Below are 22306 nucleotides of genomic sequence, written 5' to 3'. Positions count from 1 at the left end.
GTCCGCAGGGACTGCCCGGTGTCCGGACTCATCCGCAAACTGTTACGTTCATGTGTAACAGCGGCCGTGCGCTCATGCGATAATCGGCGCATGGACATGACCTCCCGCATGACGTCGCATTTCGACGACGCCGTCGACGCGTTTCGCTCCAGCGCCCGCGAGCTGGCCCCCGCCCTCGCCGCCGGGGTTGATCTGCTCTTTGGCGCGCTGACCAACAACGCGCGCATCCTCGCCTGCGGCAACGGCGGCTCGGCCGCCGATGCCCAGCACTTCATCGCCGAACTCGTCGGCCGTTTCGAACGCGACCGCCTGCCGCTGGCCGGCATCGCCCTGAACACCGACACCTCGATCATGACGGCGGTGGGCAACGACTACGGCTTCAATGCCGTGTTCGAACGCCAGGTGACCGCCCTGGGACAGCCGGGCGACATTCTGGTGGCCATCACCACCAGCGGCAATTCGCCCAACGTCATCCGCGCCATCGAAGCCGCGCACGAACGCGACATGCAAGTCATCGCCCTGACGGGCAAGGGCGGCGGCCAGATCAGCGCGCTGCTCTACGAGACCGACATCCACCTCTGCGTCCCGCACGACCGCACCATGCGCATCCAGGAAGTCCACATCCTGCTGCTGCATGCGCTGTGCGATGGTATTGACGCCCTGCTTCTGGGAGACCCCCTCTGATGCCCGTTTTCGCACGCCCTCTCGCCCGCCTCCTGATCGGCCTGACCTGCCTGGCCTCGCTGTCGGGCTGCGGCCTGTTCCTCGTGGGCGGCGCGGCCGCCGGCTCCGCCGCCGTCGCCACGGACCGGCGCACCGCCGGCGAACAAGTCGACGACCAGACGATCGAACTGCGCGTCTCCAGCGAAATGAACAAGGCCTTCGGCGACAAGGCCCGCGTCCTGGGCACGTCCTATGCGGGCCGGTTGTTGCTGGTGGGCGACGTCCCCACCGACGCCGACCGCCAGCAGGCCGAGACCATCGCCAAGGGCATCACCAAGGTCCGTTCGGTGGACAACTACATCCGGGTCGGCGACATCACGCCGCTCAGCGTGCGCACCAACGACACCTGGCTGACCTCCAAGGTCAAGAGCCAGCTGGTCGCCACCGAAAACGTGCCCTTCCGCACCATCAAGGTCACGACCGAGCGCGGCATCGTCTATCTGATGGGCAAGGTCACGGCGGACGAGGGCCAGCGCGCCGCGACCACCGTCGCCGGCATCTCGGGCGTCAATAAAGTCGTAAAATTGTTCACGATCGTGGCGCGCGAGACCCTGCTGGTCGAACCCGGCCAGCAAGGCACTGCCGCGCCCGTCACCGATGATTCCAGTTCCTCCGGCGCCTCCACGCCGTCGCCTGCGGGCGATGACGGCGGCGCCCAGACCATGCCGATCAAATGAAAAAGTTCTTTCTTGCCCTGGTCGCCGTCGTGGCGATCGGCGCCGTCGTCACCTGGCAGTCCATGGATTCCGCCCTGGCGGCGCCCGAGGTCGCCTTCACCGACCTGAACGGCCGCACCGTCACCACCCAGGATCTGCGCGGCAAGGTCGTGCTGGTCAAGTTCTGGGCCACCAGTTGCACCACCTGCGTGGCGCAGATGCCCGACACCATCCGCCACTACCAGGACCTGAAATCCCGGGGCTTCGACACCATCGGCGTGGCCATGCAGTACGACCCGCCCAACTACGTCAAGAACTTCACCGAAACGCGCCAACTGCCCTTTCCGGTGGTCATCGACGCCCAGGGCAAGATCGCCCAGGCCTTCGGCGACGTGCGCCTGACCCCCACGGCCTTCCTGATCGACAAGCAAGGCCGCATCATCAAACGCTATCTCGGCAACTACGACGAAAAGGCCTTCATGGCCACGGTCGAACAGGCACTGGCTTCCTGACATGACGAATCCCACCCAGGACATCACCTCCCAGACCTCGGCGGCCCTCAAGGCCGAAGTGCTCTCCGAGGCCCTGCCCTACATCCGCCGCTTCCACGGCAAGACCGTCGTCATCAAGTACGGCGGCAACGCCATGACCGACGAAAGCCTGCAACGCAGCTTCGCCCACGACGTGGTGCTGCTGAAGCTCGTCGGCCTGAACCCGGTGGTGGTGCACGGCGGCGGCCCGCAGATCAACAGCGCGCTCAAGCGCATCGGCAAAGAAGGCAACTTCATCCAGGGCATGCGCGTCACCGACGCCGAGACCATGGAAGTCGTCGAATGGGTGCTGGCCGGCCAGGTCCAGCAAGACATCGTCATGATGGTCAACGAGGCCGGCGGCAAGGCCGTGGGCCTGACCGGCAAGGACGGCTGCCTGATCCAGGCATGCAAAAAGCTCATGCCCGACCCCGACCATCCCGGCCAGGCCCTGGACATCGGCTTCGTGGGCGACATCGAACGCATCGAGCCGGCCGTGGTCAAGGCCCTGCAGGACGATCAGTTCATTCCCATCATCACATCCATCGGCTACGGCGAGGACGGCCAGGCCTACAACATCAACGCCGACGTCGTCGCCGGCAAGATGGCCGAAGTCCTGGGCGCGGAAAAACTCGTCATGCTGACCAACACCCCCGGGGTGCTGGACAAGGACGGCCAGTTGCTGCGCAGCCTGTCGGCCCAGACCATCGACGCGCTGTTCCAGGACGGCACCCTGTCGGGCGGCATGCTGCCGAAGATCTCCTCGGCGCTGGACGCCGCCCGGTTCGGCGTGAACTCGGTGCACATCATCGACGGCCGCGTGCCGCACTGCCTGCTGCTTGAAATCCTGACGGATCGCGGCGTGGGCACCATGATCAGTTCGCATTGACGAGCCTCCCTCGCCCATTGCGAGCGCCGAGCCCCCTGCGGCGCCGGCGGACCGTCCGGCCGGACGATCCGATCTGGCTGTTTGACCTGGACAACACCCTGCACGATGCCTCGCGCGGCATCTTTGGCGCCATTGACCGGCGCATGGGCGCCGCCGTGGCCGAGGCCCTGGACCTGCCCCCCGAGCAGGCCAACGCCCTGCGGCTGCGCTACTGGAAACGCTACGGCGCCACTGCCATCGGCCTGGCGCGCCACCACGGGGTGAACCTGCACCAGTTCCTGGCGACCTGCCACGATTTCGACGTCGCCCCGCTGGTGCACTCGGAAACCGGCCTGGCCGCCCGCCTGCGCGACCTGCCGGGCACGCGCATCATCCTGACCAATGCCCCGGCCCATTACGCCCGCCGCGTGCTGGACGCGCTGGGCATCCTGCACGAATTCGACGGCCTGTGGGCCATCGATCACATGATGCCCATGGGGCTGGCGCGGCCCAAGCCGTCGCTGGGCCTGATGCGCATGGTGGTCGCCCGGCTGGGCGTGCCCGCCCGCCGCATCATCCTGGTCGAAGACACCGAACGCAACCTGAAATCCGCCCGCCAGGTCGGCATGCGCACCGTGTGGCTGTACCACCCGGGCACGCCGTTTTCCCGCCGGCGCAACGGCCGCGATCTGTACGTGGATACGCGGATCAACCGCCTGGGGACGCTGCTGACGCAGGCCCGCGCCGGGCGCATACCGGGCAGTCGGGATCGCGCCTGAAGCGGATCGTATGCCACTGCATCCGCAGGGCGTCCACGGACAGCAAGCGCCCGACCAGGGGCTCGCCCATGCCGGTGATCACCTTGATCGCCTCGGCCGCCTGGACGCTGCCCACCATGCCCACCAGCGGCCCCAGGACCCCGGTGGTGGCGCAGCGCAATTCCTCGACGTCGTCGGCCTCGGGAAACAGGCAGTGATAGCAGGGCGCATCCATGTCACGCAGATCGTAGACGCTGATCTGGCCCGAGAACTTGATCGCCGCCCCTGATACCAGAGGCTTGCGGGCCGCCACACAGGCGCGATTGATGGCATGCCGGGTAGCAAAATTGTCGCTGCAATCCAGGACCACATCGGCGGCCAGCGCCAGTTCGCGCAACCGGGACTCGTCCAGCCGCTCGACCAGCGCCTGCACCTGCACGTCGGGATTCAGGGCCTGCAAGGCGTCCCGGCCCGACTCGGCCTTGGGACGCCCCAGGCCGGCCATGCCGTGCAGGATCTGGCGCTGCAGATTGCTGAGTTCGACCCGGTCGTCGTCCACCAGCGTGATGTGACCCGCACCCGCAGCGGCCAGATACAAGGCCGCCGGCGACCCCAGGCCGCCGGCGCCGACGATCAGCACCCGCGCCGCCAGCAGACGTTCCTGGCCCTCGATGCCCAGCTCATCGAGCAGGATGTGCCGGGCATAGCGCGTCAGCCGCGCATCGTCCAGGACCGATGCGTCCTCCATCACTGCACCTTGATCAGGCCTTCCGGGGTGACGCGATAGCGTTCGACCCCGTCACCGGCATTATTCAGGGTTTTTTTTTCCGTCCTGGCGGGCTTGCCGGCCGCATTGTCCGCCGGTTTGGCCGCCGCGTCCTCGGCCCGGGCCTGGGCACGCGCCTGCTCCACCTGGGCGGGGTCGGACTTCTGGACCGGACGGCCCTGCAGGACATTGATGGCCTGTCGCAACTGCCAGTCGTCGGCGCCGCCGAACTCGAACATCTTGATCTCGCCCTGAACGAAATCGCCGTCGTCCGGGTCATCCGAACCCTGGGCAGCGGCCTGATTTTCCAGGTGATGCTGCAGATCGACCTCGCGCTGCATGCGGAACAGGTTGCCCGCGGCGCTGTCGTCCACCACGTAGTCGGGGGCCACCCCGGTGTTCTGGATCGAACGGCCGCTGGGCGTGTAGTAGCGCGCCGTGGTGAGCTTGATGCCCGTGTCCTTGCCCAGTTGCAGCACGGACTGCACCGAGCCCTTGCCGAAGGTGCGGTTGCCGATGATGCGGGCGCGCTTGTAATCCTGCAGGGCGCCCGCCACGATTTCCGAGGCCGAGGCCGAGCCGACGTTGACCAGCACCACCATGGGCACCGTGTGCGTCCAGGCCGGCAGTTGCCCGCCGTCCTCGACGCCATGGCTGCCGTTCAGGGGACGGGCATAGAATTCCTCGTTGGAGGACGGAATGCGGCCCTTGGTGGACACCACCAGCTTGCCGGGCTCCACAAAGGCGGAAGTCACGCCGATGGCGCCGTCCAGCAGACCGCCCGGATCGTTACGCAGATCCAGCACCAGGCCCTTGGGGGCCTGCTTCTTCGACAGGGAAGCCAGCATCCGCACCAGGTCGGACGTGGTGCGGTCCTGGAACTGGCTGATGCGCACATACATGATGTCGTGGTCGAGCATCTTGCCGCGCACGCTGCGGGTCTTGATCATTTCCCGCACGATGTGGAATTTCAGGGGCTTGGGACTGCCGGCGCGATGAATCGTCAGCTCGATCGGGGTGCCGGGTTCGCCGCGCATTTTCTTCACGGCATCGTTCAAGTTGAGGCCCTTGGTGGGCTCGCCGTCGATATGGGTGATCAGGTCGCCCGTCAGGATGCCGGCGCGCGCCGCCGGGGTGTCCTCGATCGGCGCAATGACCTTGGGCATGCCGTCCTGGGTGCCGATCTCGATGCCCAGGCCGCCAAAGCCGCCCCGGGTGATGTCCTGCATCTGCTTGTAGGCTTCTTCGTCCAGGTACACCGAGTGCGGGTCCAGGTCGGCGAACAGGCCTTTGATCGCGTCATCGATCAGCGTCTGGTCGGGCACCGGCTCGACGTAGCTGGATTTGATCGCGCCATAGACATTGGCGAACTGCTGCAAGGCCTTGAGCGGCAGGGGCTCGCCCTTCTGGGCAACCGCCGAAATGCCCAGACTGACCAGGATCCCCCCCAGAAAGCCTGCCAGAATCCAGCTCAACGAGCGATTGTTTCGAGTGCTCATGCACGTTCCTAAGCGATGATCGGACCGCCGGGCGGCGCGGGAAGGCGCTGCGGACGACGGATGGTACATAGTACAAAAATTAAACGGGGAATACTCTGGGGATCGCCCTGGGAATAGCCCGGAGGCTCAGGCGGCGCTATTTCAACCAGAGTTCGGGGTTGATCGGCGCCCCCTGGTGCCGCAATTCGAAATACAGACCCGGTTCGACCTGCCCTCCCGTGGCGCCGACCCGGGCGATCTCGTCGCCGCGCGCCACCACGTCGCCGACCCGGCGCAACAAGGACTGGTTGTAGGCGTAGATGCTGAGATACTGCTTGCCGTGGTCGATGATCAGCAGGTTGCCAAAGCCGGTCAGCCAATGGGCGAACACCACGCGCCCCGGGGCCACGGCGTGCACGGGCGTGCCCGCCGCCGCCCGCAGCACGATGCCGCGCCAGATCCCGCCCTCGGGCCGCTGCGCGCCGAACCGGCCCTGAACGTCGCCCCGGACGGGGCGCGGCAGGCCCTTGCTCAGGCCGGGGAAGCCGCCGTCGGGCTCGGTCTTGGCCGTCTCGTCCTTGGGGGCTTCGCTCCGGGCCGAGTCTCCCCGGGCCGTCCCGGCCGCAGGCGGCGCCTGGTCCGGGGCCTGGTCCGGCGCGGCCTCTTCGGTCCGCGGCGCTTCGGCTTCGCGCACGTGGCGCTCGGCCTGCTCGCGCACCTGGCGCGCCTGTTCGGCGGCGCGCGCGCGCTCCTGCTCCTGACGCGCCTTTTCAGCCTTGGCACGGGCGGCCTGCTCACGCGCACGGCGCTCGGCCTCGGCCTTCAGGGCCGCCTGGCGCCGGGCCTCGGCCCGGGCAATCTCGACATCCAGATCTTTGATCAGAGCGCCCAGGCGCGCATCACGCGCCTGGAGCTGTTTTTCCTGGCCGCGTTCAGCGGCCAGCCGGGTCCGGATCTTGTCCAGCACCTCGCGGCGCTGCGTCTGCTGGGCCTGCAGGTCCTGGCGGCGCTTTTGGACGTCGGCCCGCACCGTTTCAAGATCCCGGCGGCCCGCATCGGTCTGCCGCCGCAGGTCGGCCAGCCGATCCAAGGTCTCGCGCAAGTCATCGAGCGCCTGGGTGCGGGACCGGGTGACGTAGGCCAGCCACGCCAGTTCACGGCCGATTTCCTGGGGATCACGGCCCGAGAGCAGCGCGGTCCACGGCGACAGGCCGCTGGCGTACTGGGCGCGCAACTGATCCGCCAGCGCCTGCTGCTGGCGTTCCAGTTCTTTGGACTGCTGGCCGCTGGTGGCATCCAACCGGCGCAGGGTGTCCTGCAGCGTGGTCTGGCGCTGGTCCAGTTCGGCCAGTTCGCGGCTGATGTCGGAAATCGCCTGTTCAGAGGCCTGCAACGCGCGGCTGGCATCCTCGCGCGAGGACTCCGAAGACTCGATGCGCTTTTGCAGCGCGTCGATCTGCTCGCGCAGGGCGGTCTGGTCTTCGCGCGCACGCGCCTGGCGGGATTCCGGGTTGGATTGCGCCCCGGCCGTCTGGCAGGCCAGGGCCATGGCAAGGCCCAGCAGGCCCAACGCCCGCCACGGCCACCCGCGACCGTGCGGCGCGCGCCGAGCGCGCATGCCCGGGCGCATGCGCGACCCACCGATGAAGTCCATGATCAGGTCTGGAACCGGTCGAATCGTCAGACCGCCTTCGCCTTGCCCTGGTTGGCGACCGCCTGCATGGCGGCGCGGATCTGCTCCTCGTCACCCAGGTAGTAGTGGCGCAGGGGGCGCAGATCGTCATCCAGTTCATAGACCAGCGGCTGGCCGGTCGGGATGTTCAGGGCGATGATGTCCTCTTCCGAGATCCCGTCCAGATGCTTGATCAAGGCGCGCAGGCTGTTGCCGTGGGCCGAGACCAGCACCCGCCGGCCGGAGCGGATGGCGGGTGCAATGGATTCATTCCAGAACGGCACGACGCGGTCCACCGTGTCGCGCAGGCATTCCGTGGCCGGCAGCTCGGCGGCCGGCACGCGCTTGTAGCGGGGGTCGAAGCGCGGGTGGCGCGGATCGTCCTCGGCCAGGGGATCGGGGGCGATCGCATAGGCGCGGCGCCATTGCAGCACCTGGGCTTCGCCGTAACGGGCGGCGGTTTCGGCCTTGTTCAGGCCCTGCAAGGCCCCGTAGTGGCGCTCGTTCAGCCGCCAGTGCAGACCGATCGGGGTATGCATGGCATCCATGGCGTCCAGCGCGATCCACAAGGTGCGGATCGCGCGCTTGAGGACCGAGGCATAGGCCAGGTCGAACTCATAGCCCTGCTCGCGCAGGAGTTCTCCCGCCATGCGCGCCTGTTCGCGGCCGGTGTCGGTGAGATCCACGTCGGTCCAGCCCGTGAAGCGATTTTCGAGGTTCCATTGGCTTTCGCCATGGCGCATGAGTACCAGTTTGTGCATGATCCGCAAGCCTGAAAAGTCCAAAACTGCCGACCATTTTATAATCCCCCAGCATTGATTTTTTGCCAACGGGCCAAGTCCGGGCAAAAATGCGACCCGTCACACCGTTACAGGAACCGCCGTGGACTTCTTACTCAGCCAGAACAACCTCTGGATTCTGCTCATCGCCCTGGCTTCCGGGGGCCTGCTGCTATGGCCCAGCCTGTCCAAAGGCCGCGCGACCGGGCGCGTCGCCCTGGCCGAAGCCATCCGCCAGGTCAACCAGGAACACGGCCAGTTCGTGGACGTGCGTCCCGCCGACCAGTTCAAGACCGGCGCCATCCCCCAGGCCCGCAACATCCCCCTGGATACGCTGGAATCGCACGTCAACAGCCTGCCCAAAGACAAGCCCATCGTGCTGGTCGACGCCCACGGGCGCGACGGCGCCAAGGCTGTCGCCCAATTGCGCAAGCAGGGCTTCGATCGGGTATCCTGCCTCGATGGCGGACTGCATGCCTGGACCGAAGGCGGCCTGCCCCTGAAAAAATCCTGACCGGAACCCATCCGCCGTGGCTCAAATCACCATGTACTGCACCACCGTGTGCCCCTATTGCGTGCGCGCCGAAATGCTGCTCAAGCAGCGCGGCGTGACCGAGATCAACAAGATCTTCATCGACCGCGATCCCGCACAGCGCGCGCTCATGATGGAACGCACCGGCCGGCGCACCGTGCCGCAGATCTACATCGACGAACGCCACATCGGCGGCTTCGACGATCTTTCGGCGCTGGACCGCGCTGCCGGCCTGCTGCCCCTGCTGCAAGCCTGATTCCGGCCGACCCCGGCCGTCTCCCCACCCTACTCACCGGAACCTCTCATGTCCGACGAAAACCAAAACGACCAGTCTCCCAGCTTCGGCCTGCAGCGCACCTACGTCAAAGACCTGTCGCTGGAAATGCCCAACGCCCCGGAAATCTTCCTCGAACAGGAAGGCCCGACCGTCGAGGTCTCCATCCAGGTCGGCGGCCAGCGGCTGGCGGAAACCGTGTTCGAATCCTCGGTGACCGCCACAGTGACCACCCGCATCGGCGACAAGGTCCTGTACCTGGTCGAACTCTGCCAGGCCGGCATCTTCGAAGCCGCCAACATCCCGGCCGAACAACTCGATCCGCTGCTGGGCATCGTCTGCCCGACCATGCTCTACCCCTATCTGCGCGCCAACGTCGCCGACGCCATCACCCGCACCTCGATGCCGCCGCTGCACCTCAGCGAAATGAACTTCCAGGCCCTGTACGAACAGCGCCTGGCGCAACAGGCGGGCGAGCAGGCCCAAGGCGAAGACTCCGGCCTGATCCTGCCCCCCGGCGCGCGCAACTGATCGCCGGGGTCCGCACACCATGGCGCCGGTCCGGCTTAGCGTCCTGGGAGCGGGCAGTTGGGGCACCGCCCTGGCGGCCCTGGCCAGCGCCCGGTCCGACGCCCTGATCTGGGCCCGCGATCCCGAACAGGCGCGGGCCATCGGCCAGCAGCACCTCAATCCGCGCCACCTGCCCGACATCGCCCTGCCGTCCGCCCTGCGGGCGACCGGCGACTTCGACGCCGCGCTGGCGCACGTGCTGGACGGCTCCGATCCCGCCGAGCGGCTGATCGTGCTGGGCGTGCCCATGGCGGGCCTGGCCGAGGTCTGCCGGCGCATCGCGGCCGCACTGCCGGCCCGCACCCCTGACGCCCCGCCCGTCCACCTTCTGTGGACCTGCAAGGGCATCAGCCCCGACACCCACGAATGGCCGCACCAGATCGTGGCCCAGGCGCTGTCCGGCATCGCCGGGCTGCACACGGGCGTGCTGTCCGGCCCCTCCTTCGCCCGCGAAGTGGCCCAGGGCCTGCCGGTCGCCCTGACGGTTGCCGGCCGCGACCCAGGCACCGGCCGCGCCGCCCAGGCGGCCTTTCACGGCACCCGGGCGCGCATCTACGGCACCCGGGATGTGATGGGCGTGGAAGTCGGCGGCGCCCTGAAAAACGTCATGGCCATTGCCTGCGGCATCAGCGACGGCCTGCGGCTGGGCACCAATGCCCGCGCCGCCCTGATCACGCGCGGCCTGGCGGAAATCCAGCGCCTGGGCGTCGCCCTGGGCGGACAGGCGGATACGTTCATCGGCCTGACCGGGCTGGGCGATCTGGTGCTGACGGCCACCGGCGAACTGTCCCGCAACCGCCAGGTGGGCGTCGCCATCGGCCAGGGCCGCACGCTGGACGACATCCTGGCCGGCGGCATGACCGCCGAAGGGGTGCGCTGCGCGCGCGCCGCCCAGGCTTTGGGCCGGCGGCACGGGCTGGACCTGCCCATCACCGACGCCGTCTGCGGCGTGCTGTTCGATGGCGTGGCCCCGCCCCAGGCGGTGGCGGCGCTGCTCGCGCGCGATCCGCGCGACGAATAATTAAACGCCGCCGGCGTAGCCGGCCTGCCGCCACGCCTCGAAGACCGTCACCGCCACGGCGTTCGACAGGTTCAGGCTGCGCTGTTCCGGCTGCATGGGCAGGCGGATCCGCTGCTCTGGTGGAAAAAAAGCCAGTTGCCCGGCCGACAGGCCGGCGGTTTCCCGGCCGAACACGAACACGTCTCCCGGCTGGAACGCATGGCCGCCGATCAAGGATGCGCCGCGCGTGGTCAGCGCAAAGCGCCGCGACGGATCCCCGCCGATCGCCGCCAGAGCCTCGTCCAGGCTGCCATGCACCCGCATGCGCGCCCACTCGTGGTAATCCAGCCCCGCCCGCCGCATGCGCGCGTCATCCAGGGTGAAGCCCAGCGGCCGCACCAGATGCAAAAAAGCGCCGGTATTGGCCGCCAGGCGGATCACATTACCGGTGTTGGGGGGAATTTCGGGTTCGACGAGGACGATGTGGAACATGGAGCGGGATCGAGAAGGCTGCGCGGCGGCCCCTATTGTAAGACCCGGCCGCCAGGTGACTCGCGGACGCGATGGTCCACGGCCCGGGCCAGCACCCAGCCCTCGACCTGCGCGGCGCCGGCGGCTTTCAACACCCGCGCCACCGCCTGCAGCGTGGCGCCCGTGGTCAGCACATCATCCACCACCGCGATCCGCCGGCCGGCCAGACTGCCCGTGGCGCCGCAGGCAAACGCCCCCGCCTGCGCCTGCAAACGCAGCGCACGGTCCCGTCCCACCTGCCGCTCGCCGTCACGCACCCGCCGCACCCCGTCCAGGCGATAGCGCAGCCCCAGCGATCGGGCCAGCAGGCGGGCCACCTCGGCCGGCGAACTGAAACCGCGCTGATGCAGCGCCACGCGCCGCGCCGGCACCGGGACGACCCAGTCCGGCCCCCGGGCCGATCCGGCGGCGCGCACCGCCTGCGCCAGCAAGTCCGCCAGCAGCCACGCCAGGGACAGACGGCGGCGGACCTTGTAGTCCCGGACCAGATCGCGGCCCAATCCTGCATAGTCGAACGCCGCCACCACGCGGTCATAGGCCGGCGTCTCGGGACCGCAGTCCGGACACCGGCCCGCATCGTCCAGCGGATGCGCGCAACAGCGGCAGCGCGGCCGCGTCGCATCCGGCCGCAGGCGCGCCAGACAATCGGGACACAGCCCCTGGCCGCCCACGCGCCGGCCGCAACCCGGACAATCGGACGGAATCCAGGCTCGCCAGCGGTCCGTCGACAGATGCAGCATAATGGTGGGCCTCCCACGGAAACCTCCATCACAGCACACTTCGGGCCGTCCCGGAGCCGGCCTTGATCGTTTATGCCACAGCTTCCCCGTCTGCCCATCGACTCCCAGGCCGTGGCGCGCCAGTTCGCCCGGCGCGCGCCCCTGGACGCCCCGCAATTCCTGTACGGTGAAATCGCCCAGCGCATGCTGCGCCGCCTGAGCTACATCCGCATCGCCCCGCGCGACATCCTGGACGCAGGCTGCGGCGCCGCGCACGCCCTGGACCCGCTGCGCGCCCGCTATCCCGACCAGCATTACACCGGCCTGGACGCCTGCGGCGCACTGCTGGACACGGCACGCGAACGCTACGCGGCCAAGCCCGGCTTCTGGCACCGGCTGCGCAACAAACCCACGCCGGCCGCCGACTTCCTGCAAGCGGACCTGGCCGAGACCGGCCTGCCGGACGAAAGCCTGGATCTGGTCTGGTCGAACCTGGCCCTGCACTGGCACCCGGAACCGCATCTGGTGCTGCAGGAATGGCGCCGCATCCTGCGCAACGACGCGCTGGCGATGTATTCCAGCCTGGGACCCGGCACCTTCCGCGAACTGCGCGAAGCCCTGGCCGAGGCCGACCCGGACACGCGTCCCATGGAATTCGTGGACATGCACGATTTCGGCGATCTGATGCTGCAGGTCGGCTTCGCCGATCCCGTCATGGATCAGGAAATCATCACCCTGACCTACAAGACCGCCGACAAGCTGCTGGAAGACGTGCGGGCCCTGGGCGGCAACCCCCACCCCGAACGCCGGCGGGGCCTGCCCGGCCGCGCCTGGCGCGAACGCCTGGTCCGCGCCCTGGAACGCCGCCGCCACGCCGACGGCACGATCCACCTGAGCCTGGAAGTCGCCTACGGCCACGCCTGGCGCGTCCCCGCGCGGCGCGGCGTATTCGGCGACCTGCCCGTGACCACATTCAAGCGCGCCCAGCCCCTGGAAGACGGCAAGCCGCTCCCGCGCGTGGTGCCGCGCAAGCCGGAAGACCCGTCTTAAACCGGCACCCCGTACAGATCATATTCATCCGCGTCCTCGATCCTCACCTGGATCAGGTCGCCCGGGGCGCGGCCGGCGGCGTCTCGCAGCAGCACGCTGCCGTCGATTTCGGGGGCGTCGGCCATGGAGCGCGCGGTGGCGCCGCCTTCTGCGTCGACCTCGTCCACCAGCACCGTCAGGGTGCGGCCGACCTTGGACGCCAGACGCTGCGTGGAAATCGCCTGCTGGTGCGCCATGAAGCGTTCCCAGCGTTCGGCCTTGACCTCGTCGGGCACGGGATCGGCCAGTTCATTGGCGCGCGCGCCTTCGACCGGGGAATACTGGAAACAGCCGACGCGGTCGAGCTGGGCTTCCGTCATCCAGTCCAGCAGGTACTGGAAGTCTTCCTCCGTCTCGCCGGGGAAGCCGACGATGAAGGTGGAACGCAGCGTCAGGTCCGGACAGGCCTCGCGCCACTGGCGGATGCGGGCCAGGGTGCGGTCCTCGAACGCGGGGCGCTTCATGGCTTTCAGGATGCGCGGGCTGGCGTGCTGGAAGGGGATGTCCAGATACGGCAGGATGCGGCCTTCGGCCATCAGGGGGATCAGCTCGTCCACGTGGGGATAGGGATAGACGTAGTGCATGCGCACCCAGACGCCGAACTCGCCCAGCGCATTCGCCAGCGCGGTCAGTTGCGTCTTGACCGGGCGGCCGTCCCAGAAACCGGTGCGGTATTTGACGTCCACGCCGTAGGCGCTGGTGTCCTGGGAAATCACCAGCAGTTCCTTCACCCCGGCATCGACCAGGCGGCGGGCCTCGCCCAGCACGTCGCCGATCGGACGGCTGACCAGCCGCCCGCGCATGGACGGGATGATGCAGAAGCTGCAGTTGTGGTTGCAGCCTTCGGAGATCTTCAGATAGGCATAGTGGCGCGGCGTCAGGCGGATGCCCTGCGGCGGCACCAGATCCACATAGGGATCGTGCGAGCGCTCGTGCGGCGCGGCCTCGTGCACGGCGCGCACCACCTGCTCGTACTGCTGCGGGCCGGTGACGGCCAGCACCGCCGGGTGCACGTCGCGGATCATGTCGGCTTCCACACCCAGGCAGCCGGTGACGATGACCTTGCCGTTTTCCGTGATGGCCTCGCCGATGGCGTCCAGGGACTCGGCCTTGGCGCTGTCGATGAAACCACAGGTATTCACCACGACGACGTCTGCGCCGTCGTAGTCGGGGCTGATGGTGTAGCCGTCGGTGCGCAGCTGGGTCAGGATACGCTCGGAATCAACCAGGGCCTTGGGACAGCCAAGACTGACGAAACCGACACGGGGGGATTGGCTCATGGAGATACTCGGTGAAATGCGGCAGGGAACCCTTGAACAGGGAACCCTTGATTTTAGCCAATCGGTGCTAAAGTCCCCGGAATCCGCCCTCCAATCCCCCATTCTGGATCCCTTTCGTGCCGGAATCGCCACACTCCCCCGCCCTGTCCGACCAGTTGCTGGCCGCCGCCCGCGCCATCCGGGCCGTGCTGGGAGGCCAGTCCCTCTCGGAAGCGCTGGAAGCGACGCCCGCCGCGCTGCGCCCCGCCGCCCAGGCCTTGTCCTTCCACACCATGCGCCGGCTGGGCCATGCCCGCGCCGTGCGCGAACGGCTGGTGCCCCGCCGCCCGCCGGAACGCCTGGTCGAGGCCCTGATCCTGCTGGGCCTGAGCCTGCTGGAAGCCGGCTTGCGCCAGGCCGAAGGCGCAGAACAGCCGCCCGGTACGCCGATCTACCACGAACACACCCTGGTCCATCAACTGGTCGAGGCGGCCGCCGCCGACCGCCGCACCCGGCCGGCCAAGAGCCTGATCAATGCGGTGCTGCGCCGCTACGGCCGCGAACGCGCAGCGCTATGCACCGCGCTGGCCGCCCGGCCCGAAGCCGTCTGGAACCATCCCGACTGGTGGATCGCCGCCGTGCGCGAAGCCTGGCCGGACGACTGGCAGACGATCCTGGCGTCGGCCGACCAGCCGCCGCCCATGGTCCTGCGCGCCAATGTCCGGCGCCTCGGCCGGGACGCGCTGCAGGCGCGCCTGGACGCGGCAGGGCTCGGCACCCGCCCCGTGGGCGAGGACGGGCTGATCCTGGACACGCCGCGACCGGTGCGCGACATCCCTGGTTATGCCGAGGGCTGGTGGTCGGTCCAAGACCCCTCGGCCCAACAGGCCGCGCGGCTGCTGCCGCTGCAAGACGGCATGCGGGTGCTGGATGCCTGCGCGGCGCCCGGCGGCAAGACGGCCCACCTGCTGGAGCGCCATACGCTGCGCCTGACGGCCCTGGACAGCGACGCCAGGCGTCTGGAGCGCGTAGGCGACAATCTGCGGCGGCTGGGCCTGGAGTCCGCCGACGTGTCCCTGCGCTGCGCCGACGCCGCCCAAGCCGCCGACTGGTGGGACGGCCGGCCCTACGACGCCATCCTGGCCGACGTGCCCTGCACCGCGTCGGGCGTGGTGCGCCGCCATCCCGACATCCGCTGGCTGCGCCGCGAAGACGATCTGGCGCGCACGGCGGCCCTGCAAGCGCGCATCGCCGACGCCCTGTGGCCGCTGCTGGCCCCCGGCGGCCACCTGCTGTACGCCACCTGTTCGATTTTCCCCCAGGAAGGCGAAACGCAGGTCCAGGCCTTCCTGGATCGGCACCCCGAGGCGCACCGGCTGCCGGCCCCCGGCCACATCCTGCCCGGCGGCCCCGACGACGGCGACGGTTTCTACTACGCGCTGCTGCGCAAACCCATGTGAACCGCGCATGAGCCGCGCCGGGCCGCCCCAAGCGCGAATTCCCCCCTGGGGGACGGCGCGCAGCGCCAAGGGGGCGTCTTGAAACCCGCGACGCGGCTTGCACTTTGGCGCAGGCTCAACAATACTGCGACTGTTCGTGACTTTCCGCTCCACCGCCGTCAGCGCATGCCACGCTTCCTGATTCTCCTGGTCTGCAGTCTCCTGTTCCTGGCGTCCCCGGCCGCCTGGGCCGATGATGGCCAGGTCGTACGCATCGAGCCGGCGCTGCGCCAGGGGCAGCTCCTGCTGGACGCCGACATCGACTTCACGCTCAGCGAAGAACTGCACGACGCCGCCCGCAAGGGCGTCCCGCTGTACTTCACGGCTGACCTGAACATCGAGCACCCGCGCTGGTGGTGGTTCAACGAGACGGTCCTGTCGGCCAGCCAGACCTGGCGCATCCAGTACAACGCGCTGACGCGCCAATGGCGGGTCGGCACCGGCGACCTGTCCCTGCCGGCCACGTCCCTGGACGAGGCCCTGGATCTGGTGCGACACATCCGCGACTGGCCCCTGGGCAGCGCCGACCAATTCACGCCGGACCTGACGTACCAGGGACGGCTGCGGCTGCGGCTGGATACGTCCCGCCTGGCCCGCCCCTTCCAGGTGGATGCGCTCAACAGCGCGGCCTGGACTTTGACGACCCCATGGAAAGAATTCACCTTTTCAATTTCCGCCGCCACGCCCCGCGGCTGATCCGCTGGGCGCTGCGCTCCGCGCTGGGGGTTGCGGCCGCCAGCGCGCTCGCGCTGCTGGGCCTGCTGGTCTGGTCCACCGGCAACGCCTCGCGCTACGCGCAGCAGTACGACATGCTGCTGCTGCTCAACGGCGTGCTGGCCATCGCCCTGATGTCCTGGGTGGCCATGCTCTCGGTCCGGCTGCTGCGCCAGATCCGGCGGCGCCAGTTCGGCGCCCGCATGACCGCCCGCTTCACGCTGTATTTCACCCTGATCGGCATCCTGCCCGGCGTGCTGATCTACGTGCTGTCGGTGCAGTTCATGTCGCGCTCGATCGAATCCTGGTTCAATGTGCGCGTGGACACCGCCCTGGAGTCAGGCCTGAACCTGGGGCGCGCCGCGCTGGACGCCCAGCTCACCGAACTCAGCGGACGTGCGCGCAATATGGCCCTGCGGCTGAACACCGCCAGCGACGCCGAAACCGCCTTGCTGATCACGTCGCTGCGCACCACCAACGAAATCGACGAGGCCATGGTTTTCACCGGCAACGGCCGCCTGGTCGCTTTTTCCTCATCCGCCTTCGGCCAGTTGCTGCCGGACCTGCCGCCCAGCAGCGTCATGAACCAGTTGCGGGTTGCGCAGGGCTACGCCGCAGCCGAGGCCGACGCGGCGCCCGGCGACGGTCCGACCAGCGACGGCCTGCACCTGCGCGTCATCATCCCGCTGAGCGGGGCCAACTCGGACCGGCTGGGCAACCCCATGAGCCTGGGCGGCGATTCGCGCTGGCTGCAGGTGATCCAGGCCGTGCCCGAGCGCATCGCCCACAACGCCAGCCAGGTCCAGCAAGGGTTCCGCGACTACCAGGAACTGGCCCTGTCGCGCCTGGGGCTGCGCAAGCTCTACGGCATCACCCTGACCCTGGCCCTGATCCTGGCCGTCTTCGCCGCCGTCGTCGTGGCGCTGGCCGTCTCGCGGCGCCTGGTGCGGCCCTTGCTGAGCCTGGCCTCGGGCACCCAGGCCGTCGGGGTCGGCGACTACCGGCCCCTGCCCGAACCGCCGGCGCGCGACGAGGTCGGCCAGTTGACGCGGTCCTTCAACGCCATGACGCGCCAGTTGGACGAAGCCCGGCAGATGGTCGACCGCCACCGTCGCCAACTGGAGCAAAGCAATCTGTACCTGGAATCAGTGCTCAGCAACCTGTCCTCGGGGGTGCTGGTGTTCGACCACGCTTTCCGCCTGACGCTGTTCAACCAGGGCGCCCAGACCATCCTGCACGTCGATCTGCGCACCGTCCAGGGCCGTCCGCTGGAAACCGCGGATGGCGCCCTGCCGCTCGCCAACCTGATCCGCCAGGCCTTCTCCGCCCATGACGCGGTCGAATCCACTCGCCCCTACTGGCAGCAGCAGTTCGAAATCGAACTGCAGAACGCGCCGGACAACGAGCGCAAGAAGCACGTCATCACCCTGCTGGCCCGGGGCACCCGGCTGCTCATGGACGGCCGCGAAGACGGCTATCTGGTGGTGTTCGACGACATCAGCGAAGTGATCTCCGCCAACCGCACGGTCGCCTGGGGCGAGGTCGCCCGGCGTCTCGCCCACGAGATCAAGAATCCGCTCACCCCCATCCAGTTGTCGGCCGAGCGGCTGGCCATGAAGCTGACCGACCGGCTGGCGCCGGACGATGCCGCCATGCTGCAGCGGTCCACCCAGACCATCGTCAACCAGGTCGCGTCCCTGAAGCGCATGGTGGACGATTTCCGCGAATACGCCCGCACGCCGCCGGCGCAAATGCAGGACATCGACCTGAACGCGCTGCTGACCGAGGTCCTGACCCTATATGGCTGGGACCCCGCCGAACCCGCGCCGGCCGCGGCGGGCGCAGCCCGCTTCGACGCCCAACTGGCAGCCGACCTGCCGCTGATCCAGGGAGACCCGGCCCAGTTGCGCCAGGTGATCCATAATCTGCTGGCCAATGCCCGCGACGCCGCCTGCCAGCACGCCGCGCCCGGCACGGCCGAGATCCGCGTGCAGACCCGCCTGATCCGTCCGGAGGACGACCCCGGGCACGCCCGCGTGCGCCTGACTGTCTCGGACAACGGCCCGGGCTTTGCGCCCGAGGTCCTGCATCGCGTCTTCGAGCCCTACGTGACGACCAAGTCCACCGGCACCGGGCTGGGACTGGCCATCGTCAAGAAGATCGTCGAGGAACACGCGGCCCAGGTGGACATTTCCAACCGGACCGAAGGCGGCGCGCGCATTTCCATCCTGTTTTCCAGACTGGCGGAAGCGCCGGCCCGGCTGGACGCGCCCGGGCAAAGCACACGATAATACGCAGAACACAAGGTGAGGTGATATGGCCAGAATTCTGGTGGTGGATGACGAAATCGGCATTCGCGAGCTGTTGTCCGAAATTCTCTACGACGAAGGCCACACGGTCGAGCTCGCGGAAAATGCGGCACAGGCCCGTGAATCCCGTCTTCGCCAACGTCCCGACCTGGTGCTGCTGGACATCTGGATGCCCGACATCGACGGCGTCAGCCTGCTCAAGGAATGGTCCAGCCAGGGGCTGCTGAACATGCCCGTCATCATGATGAGCGGCCACGCCACCGTGGACACCGCCGTCGAGGCCACCCGCATCGGCGCCGTCGACTTCCTGGAAAAGCCCATCACGCTGCAAAAGCTGCTGAAGACCGTCGCTGCAGGCTTGGCCCGCCCGGTGATCCCGGCCTCGATGCGCAGCCGCACCGAACGCCCGGCAACGCCTGCCGACCCGGTCTTTACCCAGCCGCCTGCGCTGGCGGGCGGTCCCGCCGCCGTGCAGCCTGCAGGCGTCGCGCCCGTGGCCGCCCCCGTCCACGACGACTCACACCTGGGCCGGATCTCGCTGAACCAGCCCCTGCGCGAAGCCCGTGACGAGTTCGAGCGGATCTACTTCGAATACCACCTGCTGCACGAAAATCACAGCATGACGCGGGTGTCCGAACGCACCGGCCTGGAACGCACCCATCTGTACCGCAAGCTGAAGCAGCTCGGCATCGATACGTCGCGCAAGAAATCGTCCGGCGGCTGAACGACTAGCCGCGATACGAACGCATGAATTCGGCCACCGGCTGGCGCCGCCCGCCGGGCTTTTGCAGCGCCGTCACGCGCAGCACGCCGTCTGCCGTCGCCACATCGATGCCGTCCGTCCCCATGCCCACGATGGCGCCGGGAGCCGACGGTGCGGCGCTGGGCGGCAGGGCCCGGGCCCCCCAGACCTTCACCGGCTGATCAAAGCCGGGCAACGCCATCGTGGTACCAGGAAACGGATCGAAGGCCCGCACCCGACGCGCCAATTCTGCCGCCGGACGGGAAAAATCCAGCGCCGATTCAGATTTCAGCAGCTTGTCGGCATAGCACACGCCCGCCTCCGGCTGAGGGATCGGTGTCGGCGCATCCCCGGCCTGCAGCCGCGCCAGCACGTCCACGATGGCGCGCGCGCCATCGACCGCCAGCCCGTCGTGCAGGCTGGCGCCGGTCTCGTCCGCGGCCAGCGGGCGTTCCACCCGATGCAGCATGTCACCCGTATCCAGGCCCGCGTCCATCTGCATGATGGTGACGCCGCTGGCGGCGTCGCCCGCTTCGATCGCGCGCTGGATCGGCGCCGCCCCGCGCCAGCGCGGCAGCAGGCTGGCGTGGATGTTCAGGCAGCCATGGCGCGGCAGATCCAGCACCCACTGCGGCAGGATCAGCCCATAGGCCGCCACCACCATGACCTCCGGCGACAGATCACGCAGCGCGGCCTCGGCCGCCCGGGCGTCTTCCGGATATTTGCCGTCCAGCCGCAGGCTGCGCGGTTGCAGCACCGGGATATCGGCGTCCAGGGCCGCCTGTTTGACCGGACTGGGCGCGAGCTTCATGCCGCGTCCCGAGGGGCGGTCCGGCTGGGTCAGCACGCAGACGACGGGATGCCCGGCCGCGATCAGGGCGTCCAGGGCCTGCCGGGCGAATTCCGGGGTTCCTGCGAAGGCGATGCGCATGTCAGGCGGATTCGCGCTGGGCCTCGCGCTGCTGCTTGCGCAGGCGCGTGCAGATGCGGTTCTGCTTGAGCACGGACAGGTATTCGACGAAGACCTTGCCCAGCAAGTGATCGAGTTCGTGCTGCACGCACACGGCCAGCAGGCCTTCGGCGTCGAATTCGTAGGGCTCGCCGCGCTCGTCCAGCGCGCGCACGTGGATGCGCGCGGAGCGTTCGACCTCGTCGTAGACGCCGGGCACCGACAGGCAGCCTTCCTCGTAGACCTGGAGTTCTTCGCTCTTCCAGGTGATTTCGGGGTTGATCAGCACGTGCAGGTCATTGCCGTCCTCTGACACGTCGATGACCACGATGCGCTCGTGAACGTCCACCTGGGTCGCAGCCAGGCCCACGCCAGGCGCCGCGTACATGGTTTCCGCCATGTCGCGCACCAACTGGCGGATGCGGTCGTCCACCTGCTGGACCGGCGCGGCGACCGTGTGCAGCCGGGGATCCGGGTATTTGAGAATGGGAAGCAGGGCCATGATGGAAAAACCGTGACGATGATGCCAAAGCTCCATCATAAATCAGGTACCTGCGCTATAGGGCGGGATACGTGACAGGAACGTCCCGTCCGCCGCGAATCCGGCCCGCATTCGTGGCACACTGGCGCGATTCCCCGACTCCGATCCGAATCCACCGGCCCCATGCCCCTGAACGCTTCTGAAACCGAACTGCGCGCCTGGATCCGCCTGAGCCTCGAACCCGAGCTGGGCGCGGCCCGGATCCGCCTGCTGCTGTCGGTCTTCGGCCTGCCGCAGCACATCGTCGAAGCCACCACCGGCAACCTGGCCCGCTACCTGGACCCGGCGCTGGCGGCGCGCCTGCGCCAGGCGCCCGAACCGGACATCCAGGCCGCCGTCGATCAGGCGCTGGACTGGCTGCGGGCCGACGGCCATCACCTGCTGACCCTGGCCGATCCGCAGTATCCGCGCGCGCTGTACGCGCTGACCGACCCGCCGCCGATCCTGTACGCCCACGGCCGGCTGGACCTCCTGGACCGCCCCATGCTGGCCATCGTCGGCGCGCGCCACGCCACGGCGGACGGCGAACGCAACGCCCACGCCTTCGCGCGCCACCTGGCGCAGCAGGGCTGGTGCGTGGTCAGCGGCCTGGCCAGCGGCATCGACGGCGCGGCCCACACCGGCGCCCTGGATGCAGGCGAGGCGGGCGGCGGCACCCTGGCCGTCCTGGGCACCGGCATCGACCGGGTCTATCCATCCAGCCACCACGCCCTGGCCCACCGCATCGCCACCCACGGTCTGCTGCTGTCGGAATTCCCCCTGGGAACGCCGGGGCTGCCGTTCCATTTCCCGCAACGCAACCGCATCGTCGCCGCCCTGAGCCGGGGCGTGCTGGTGGTCGAGGCCGCCGCGCGCAGCGGTTCGCTGATCACCGCCCGGCTGGCGGGCGAACTGGGGCGCGAGGTCTTCGCCATCCCCGGCTCCATCCATTCCCCCCTGTCGCGCGGCTGCCATGCCCTGATCCGCCAGGGCGCCAAGCTGGTCGAGTCCGGGCAGGATATCGTCGAAGAACTCCGGCAGGGCGCGCTGCCCGGGATGCCCGGGGCCGGGCCGGCCGCCTTCGCCGCGCCTGCTGGTGCGCCGGACGCCCCGGCCACCCCCCTCGAAGCGCCCGGCGAGGCCGCCGCGGACGTTTCAGGCGCTGGCGATCCCGAGACCGACCCCGACGATGCCGCCCTGCTGCGGCGGCTCGGCCTCGACCCGATTGCCCTCGATACCTTGCAGGCGGATCTGGGCTGGCCCCTCGACCGCGTGATGAGCCGGCTGACCCTGCTGGAAATCGCCGGCCGGATCGAACGCTGCGCCGACGGCCGCTACCGGCGCAGCGCCTGAGTGCGGCTGCGCTATG

General features: G+C 68.7%; 24 protein-coding genes. 15 read left to right on the top strand and 9 right to left on the bottom strand.

The window, feature by feature from the left end; genetic code table 11:
- Nucleotides 1-90: 90 nt before the first annotated feature.
- From ACFO0J_RS06090 to ACFO0J_RS06070, 5 genes are read left to right on the top strand one after another with little or no spacing between them, the layout of a single operon-like run.
- A complete protein-coding gene (locus ACFO0J_RS06090) occupies nt 91-684 on the top strand; it encodes a phosphoheptose isomerase (RefSeq protein WP_376812162.1) in 594 nt (197 codons plus the stop codon).
- Nucleotides 684-1400: a BON domain-containing protein gene (locus ACFO0J_RS06085; RefSeq protein ID WP_376812161.1), complete on the top strand. Its 717-nt coding sequence runs from the start codon at nt 684-686 to the stop codon at nt 1398-1400. The genes ACFO0J_RS06090 and ACFO0J_RS06085 overlap by 1 nt, the downstream gene beginning before the upstream one ends.
- Nucleotides 1397-1891, top strand: a complete 495-nt coding sequence (locus tag ACFO0J_RS06080; protein WP_376812160.1) for a peroxiredoxin family protein — start codon at nt 1397-1399, stop codon at nt 1889-1891. The genes ACFO0J_RS06085 and ACFO0J_RS06080 overlap by 4 nt, the downstream gene beginning before the upstream one ends.
- A gap of 1 nt (nt 1892) precedes the next feature.
- Nucleotides 1893-2798 carry an acetylglutamate kinase gene (argB, locus tag ACFO0J_RS06075; protein ID WP_376812159.1) on the top strand — a complete coding sequence of 302 codons (906 nt, stop codon included), beginning with the start codon at nt 1893-1895 and terminating at the stop codon, nt 2796-2798.
- A gap of 17 nt (nt 2799-2815) precedes the next feature.
- The gene (locus ACFO0J_RS06070; RefSeq protein WP_376812158.1) at nt 2816-3556 is read left to right on the top strand and encodes a pyrimidine 5'-nucleotidase; all 741 of its coding nucleotides are present in this window, start codon (nt 2816-2818) and stop codon (nt 3554-3556) included.
- Here ACFO0J_RS06070 and ACFO0J_RS06065 read toward each other — a convergent pair.
- From ACFO0J_RS06065 to gpmA, 4 genes are all read right to left on the bottom strand, one after another.
- A complete protein-coding gene (locus tag ACFO0J_RS06065; protein WP_376812360.1) occupies nt 3486-4265 on the bottom strand; it encodes a HesA/MoeB/ThiF family protein in 780 nt (259 codons plus the stop codon). The two genes, ACFO0J_RS06070 and ACFO0J_RS06065, sit on opposite strands and share 71 nt — an antisense overlap.
- A 17-nt stretch (nt 4266-4282) precedes the next feature.
- Nucleotides 4283-5800: a S41 family peptidase gene (locus ACFO0J_RS06060; protein WP_376812157.1), complete on the bottom strand. Its 1518-nt coding sequence runs from the start codon at nt 5798-5800 to the stop codon at nt 4283-4285.
- Nucleotides 5801-5936: 136 nt separating this feature from the next.
- A complete protein-coding gene (locus ACFO0J_RS06055) occupies nt 5937-7433 on the bottom strand; it encodes a murein hydrolase activator EnvC family protein (protein ID WP_376812156.1) in 1497 nt (498 codons plus the stop codon).
- A gap of 26 nt (nt 7434-7459) precedes the next feature.
- Nucleotides 7460-8212, bottom strand: a complete 753-nt coding sequence (gpmA, locus tag ACFO0J_RS06050) for a 2,3-diphosphoglycerate-dependent phosphoglycerate mutase (protein ID WP_376812155.1) — start codon at nt 8210-8212, stop codon at nt 7460-7462.
- 121 nt (nt 8213-8333) lie between these two features.
- Here gpmA and ACFO0J_RS06045 point away from each other — a divergent pair, with 121 nt between their 5' ends.
- Genes ACFO0J_RS06045 through ACFO0J_RS06030 form a run of 4 tightly spaced genes read left to right on the top strand, consistent with a single transcriptional unit; the run spans nt 8334 to nt 10627 of the window.
- The gene (locus ACFO0J_RS06045; RefSeq protein WP_376812154.1) at nt 8334-8744 is read left to right on the top strand and encodes a rhodanese-like domain-containing protein; all 411 of its coding nucleotides are present in this window, start codon (nt 8334-8336) and stop codon (nt 8742-8744) included.
- 16 nt (nt 8745-8760) lie between these two features.
- The gene (gene grxC, locus ACFO0J_RS06040) at nt 8761-9018 is read left to right on the top strand and encodes a glutaredoxin 3 (RefSeq protein ID WP_376812153.1); all 258 of its coding nucleotides are present in this window, start codon (nt 8761-8763) and stop codon (nt 9016-9018) included.
- Between the two features lie 48 nt (nt 9019-9066).
- Entirely contained in the window at nt 9067-9567 is a 501-nt protein-coding gene (secB, locus tag ACFO0J_RS06035) for a protein-export chaperone SecB (RefSeq protein ID WP_376812152.1), read from the top strand.
- A gap of 19 nt (nt 9568-9586) precedes the next feature.
- Nucleotides 9587-10627 (top strand): NAD(P)H-dependent glycerol-3-phosphate dehydrogenase, encoded by a 1041-nt coding sequence (locus ACFO0J_RS06030; protein WP_376812151.1) that lies wholly within the window; start codon nt 9587-9589, stop codon nt 10625-10627.
- On the opposite strand, the gene ACFO0J_RS06025 is transcribed toward ACFO0J_RS06030, so the two are convergent.
- Both ACFO0J_RS06025 and ACFO0J_RS06020 read right to left on the bottom strand, forming a co-directional pair.
- Nucleotides 10628-11098: a tRNA (cytidine(34)-2'-O)-methyltransferase gene (locus ACFO0J_RS06025; RefSeq protein ID WP_376812150.1), complete on the bottom strand. Its 471-nt coding sequence runs from the start codon at nt 11096-11098 to the stop codon at nt 10628-10630.
- Between the two features lie 32 nt (nt 11099-11130).
- Nucleotides 11131-11877, bottom strand: a complete 747-nt coding sequence (locus ACFO0J_RS06020; protein ID WP_376812149.1) for a phosphoribosyltransferase family protein — start codon at nt 11875-11877, stop codon at nt 11131-11133.
- A 72-nt stretch (nt 11878-11949) separates the two neighbouring features.
- On the opposite strand from ACFO0J_RS06020, the gene ACFO0J_RS06015 reads away from it, so the two are divergent.
- On the top strand, nt 11950-12906 hold the full coding sequence (locus tag ACFO0J_RS06015) for a methyltransferase domain-containing protein (protein ID WP_376812148.1): 957 nt from the start codon (nt 11950-11952) through the stop codon (nt 12904-12906).
- Here ACFO0J_RS06015 and rimO read toward each other — a convergent pair.
- Nucleotides 12903-14225, bottom strand: a complete 1323-nt coding sequence (gene rimO / locus ACFO0J_RS06010; RefSeq protein WP_376812147.1) for a 30S ribosomal protein S12 methylthiotransferase RimO — start codon at nt 14223-14225, stop codon at nt 12903-12905. The genes ACFO0J_RS06015 and rimO overlap by 4 nt on opposite strands.
- A gap of 116 nt (nt 14226-14341) precedes the next feature.
- Between rimO and rsmB the strand changes: the two genes are divergently transcribed.
- The 4 genes from rsmB to ACFO0J_RS05990 all read left to right on the top strand — a co-directional run bounded on the left by rsmB (nt 14342) and on the right by ACFO0J_RS05990 (nt 19450).
- A complete protein-coding gene (gene rsmB / locus ACFO0J_RS06005) occupies nt 14342-15664 on the top strand; it encodes a 16S rRNA (cytosine(967)-C(5))-methyltransferase RsmB (RefSeq protein WP_376812146.1) in 1323 nt (440 codons plus the stop codon).
- Between the two features lie 165 nt (nt 15665-15829).
- Nucleotides 15830-16399 (top strand): DUF4390 domain-containing protein, encoded by a 570-nt coding sequence (locus tag ACFO0J_RS06000; protein WP_376812145.1) that lies wholly within the window; start codon nt 15830-15832, stop codon nt 16397-16399.
- Nucleotides 16399-18708: a sensor histidine kinase gene (locus tag ACFO0J_RS05995; RefSeq protein WP_376812359.1), complete on the top strand. Its 2310-nt coding sequence runs from the start codon at nt 16399-16401 to the stop codon at nt 18706-18708. The genes ACFO0J_RS06000 and ACFO0J_RS05995 overlap by 1 nt, the downstream gene beginning before the upstream one ends.
- A gap of 25 nt (nt 18709-18733) precedes the next feature.
- Complete coding sequence (locus tag ACFO0J_RS05990; RefSeq protein WP_376812144.1) at nt 18734-19450, top strand: response regulator; 717 nt, start codon at nt 18734-18736, stop codon at nt 19448-19450.
- Nucleotides 19451-19454: 4 nt separating this feature from the next.
- On the opposite strand, the gene fmt is transcribed toward ACFO0J_RS05990, so the two are convergent.
- Complete coding sequence (fmt, locus tag ACFO0J_RS05985; RefSeq protein WP_376812143.1) at nt 19455-20399, bottom strand: methionyl-tRNA formyltransferase; 945 nt, start codon at nt 20397-20399, stop codon at nt 19455-19457.
- A gap of 1 nt (nt 20400) precedes the next feature.
- Complete coding sequence (def, locus tag ACFO0J_RS05980; RefSeq protein ID WP_376812142.1) at nt 20401-20919, bottom strand: peptide deformylase; 519 nt, start codon at nt 20917-20919, stop codon at nt 20401-20403.
- A gap of 162 nt (nt 20920-21081) precedes the next feature.
- Here def and dprA point away from each other — a divergent pair, with 162 nt between their 5' ends.
- On the top strand, nt 21082-22290 hold the full coding sequence (dprA, locus tag ACFO0J_RS05975) for a DNA-processing protein DprA (protein WP_376812141.1): 1209 nt from the start codon (nt 21082-21084) through the stop codon (nt 22288-22290).
- The last annotated feature ends 16 nt before the right edge of the window (nt 22291-22306 follow it).

Source organism: Castellaniella hirudinis (assembly GCF_042651965.1).
Lineage (GTDB): Bacteria > Pseudomonadota > Gammaproteobacteria > Burkholderiales > Burkholderiaceae_B > Castellaniella > Castellaniella hirudinis.
The sequence above is the reverse complement of the archived record's forward strand: the minus strand, read 5'-3'. Positions and strand labels throughout refer to the sequence as shown.

Excerpts from the sequence above, each read along its gene's own strand:
- ACFO0J_RS06090 (WP_376812162.1), top strand. The coding sequence starts at position 91 with ATGGACATGACCTCCCGCATGACGTCGCATTTCGACGACGCCGTCGAC.
- ACFO0J_RS06085 (WP_376812161.1), top strand. The coding sequence starts at position 684 with ATGCCCGTTTTCGCACGCCCTCTCGCCCGCCTCCTGATCGGCCTGACC.
- ACFO0J_RS06080 (WP_376812160.1), top strand. The coding sequence starts at position 1,397 with ATGAAAAAGTTCTTTCTTGCCCTGGTCGCCGTCGTGGCGATCGGCGCC.
- argB (WP_376812159.1), top strand. The coding sequence starts at position 1,893 with ATGACGAATCCCACCCAGGACATCACCTCCCAGACCTCGGCGGCCCTC.
- ACFO0J_RS06060 (WP_376812157.1), bottom strand. The coding sequence starts at position 5,800 with ATGAGCACTCGAAACAATCGCTCGTTGAGCTGGATTCTGGCAGGCTTT.
- ACFO0J_RS06055 (WP_376812156.1), bottom strand. The coding sequence starts at position 7,433 with ATGGACTTCATCGGTGGGTCGCGCATGCGCCCGGGCATGCGCGCTCGG.
- gpmA (WP_376812155.1), bottom strand. The coding sequence starts at position 8,212 with ATGCACAAACTGGTACTCATGCGCCATGGCGAAAGCCAATGGAACCTC.
- secB (WP_376812152.1), top strand. The coding sequence starts at position 9,067 with ATGTCCGACGAAAACCAAAACGACCAGTCTCCCAGCTTCGGCCTGCAG.
- ACFO0J_RS06030 (WP_376812151.1), top strand. The coding sequence starts at position 9,587 with ATGGCGCCGGTCCGGCTTAGCGTCCTGGGAGCGGGCAGTTGGGGCACC.
- ACFO0J_RS06025 (WP_376812150.1), bottom strand. The coding sequence starts at position 11,098 with ATGTTCCACATCGTCCTCGTCGAACCCGAAATTCCCCCCAACACCGGT.
- ACFO0J_RS06020 (WP_376812149.1), bottom strand. The coding sequence starts at position 11,877 with ATGCTGCATCTGTCGACGGACCGCTGGCGAGCCTGGATTCCGTCCGAT.
- ACFO0J_RS06015 (WP_376812148.1), top strand. The coding sequence starts at position 11,950 with ATGCCACAGCTTCCCCGTCTGCCCATCGACTCCCAGGCCGTGGCGCGC.
- rimO (WP_376812147.1), bottom strand. The coding sequence starts at position 14,225 with ATGAGCCAATCCCCCCGTGTCGGTTTCGTCAGTCTTGGCTGTCCCAAG.
- ACFO0J_RS06000 (WP_376812145.1), top strand. The coding sequence starts at position 15,830 with ATGCCACGCTTCCTGATTCTCCTGGTCTGCAGTCTCCTGTTCCTGGCG.
- ACFO0J_RS05990 (WP_376812144.1), top strand. The coding sequence starts at position 18,734 with ATGGCCAGAATTCTGGTGGTGGATGACGAAATCGGCATTCGCGAGCTG.
- fmt (WP_376812143.1), bottom strand. The coding sequence starts at position 20,399 with ATGCGCATCGCCTTCGCAGGAACCCCGGAATTCGCCCGGCAGGCCCTG.
- def (WP_376812142.1), bottom strand. The coding sequence starts at position 20,919 with ATGGCCCTGCTTCCCATTCTCAAATACCCGGATCCCCGGCTGCACACG.
- dprA (WP_376812141.1), top strand. The coding sequence starts at position 21,082 with ATGCCCCTGAACGCTTCTGAAACCGAACTGCGCGCCTGGATCCGCCTG.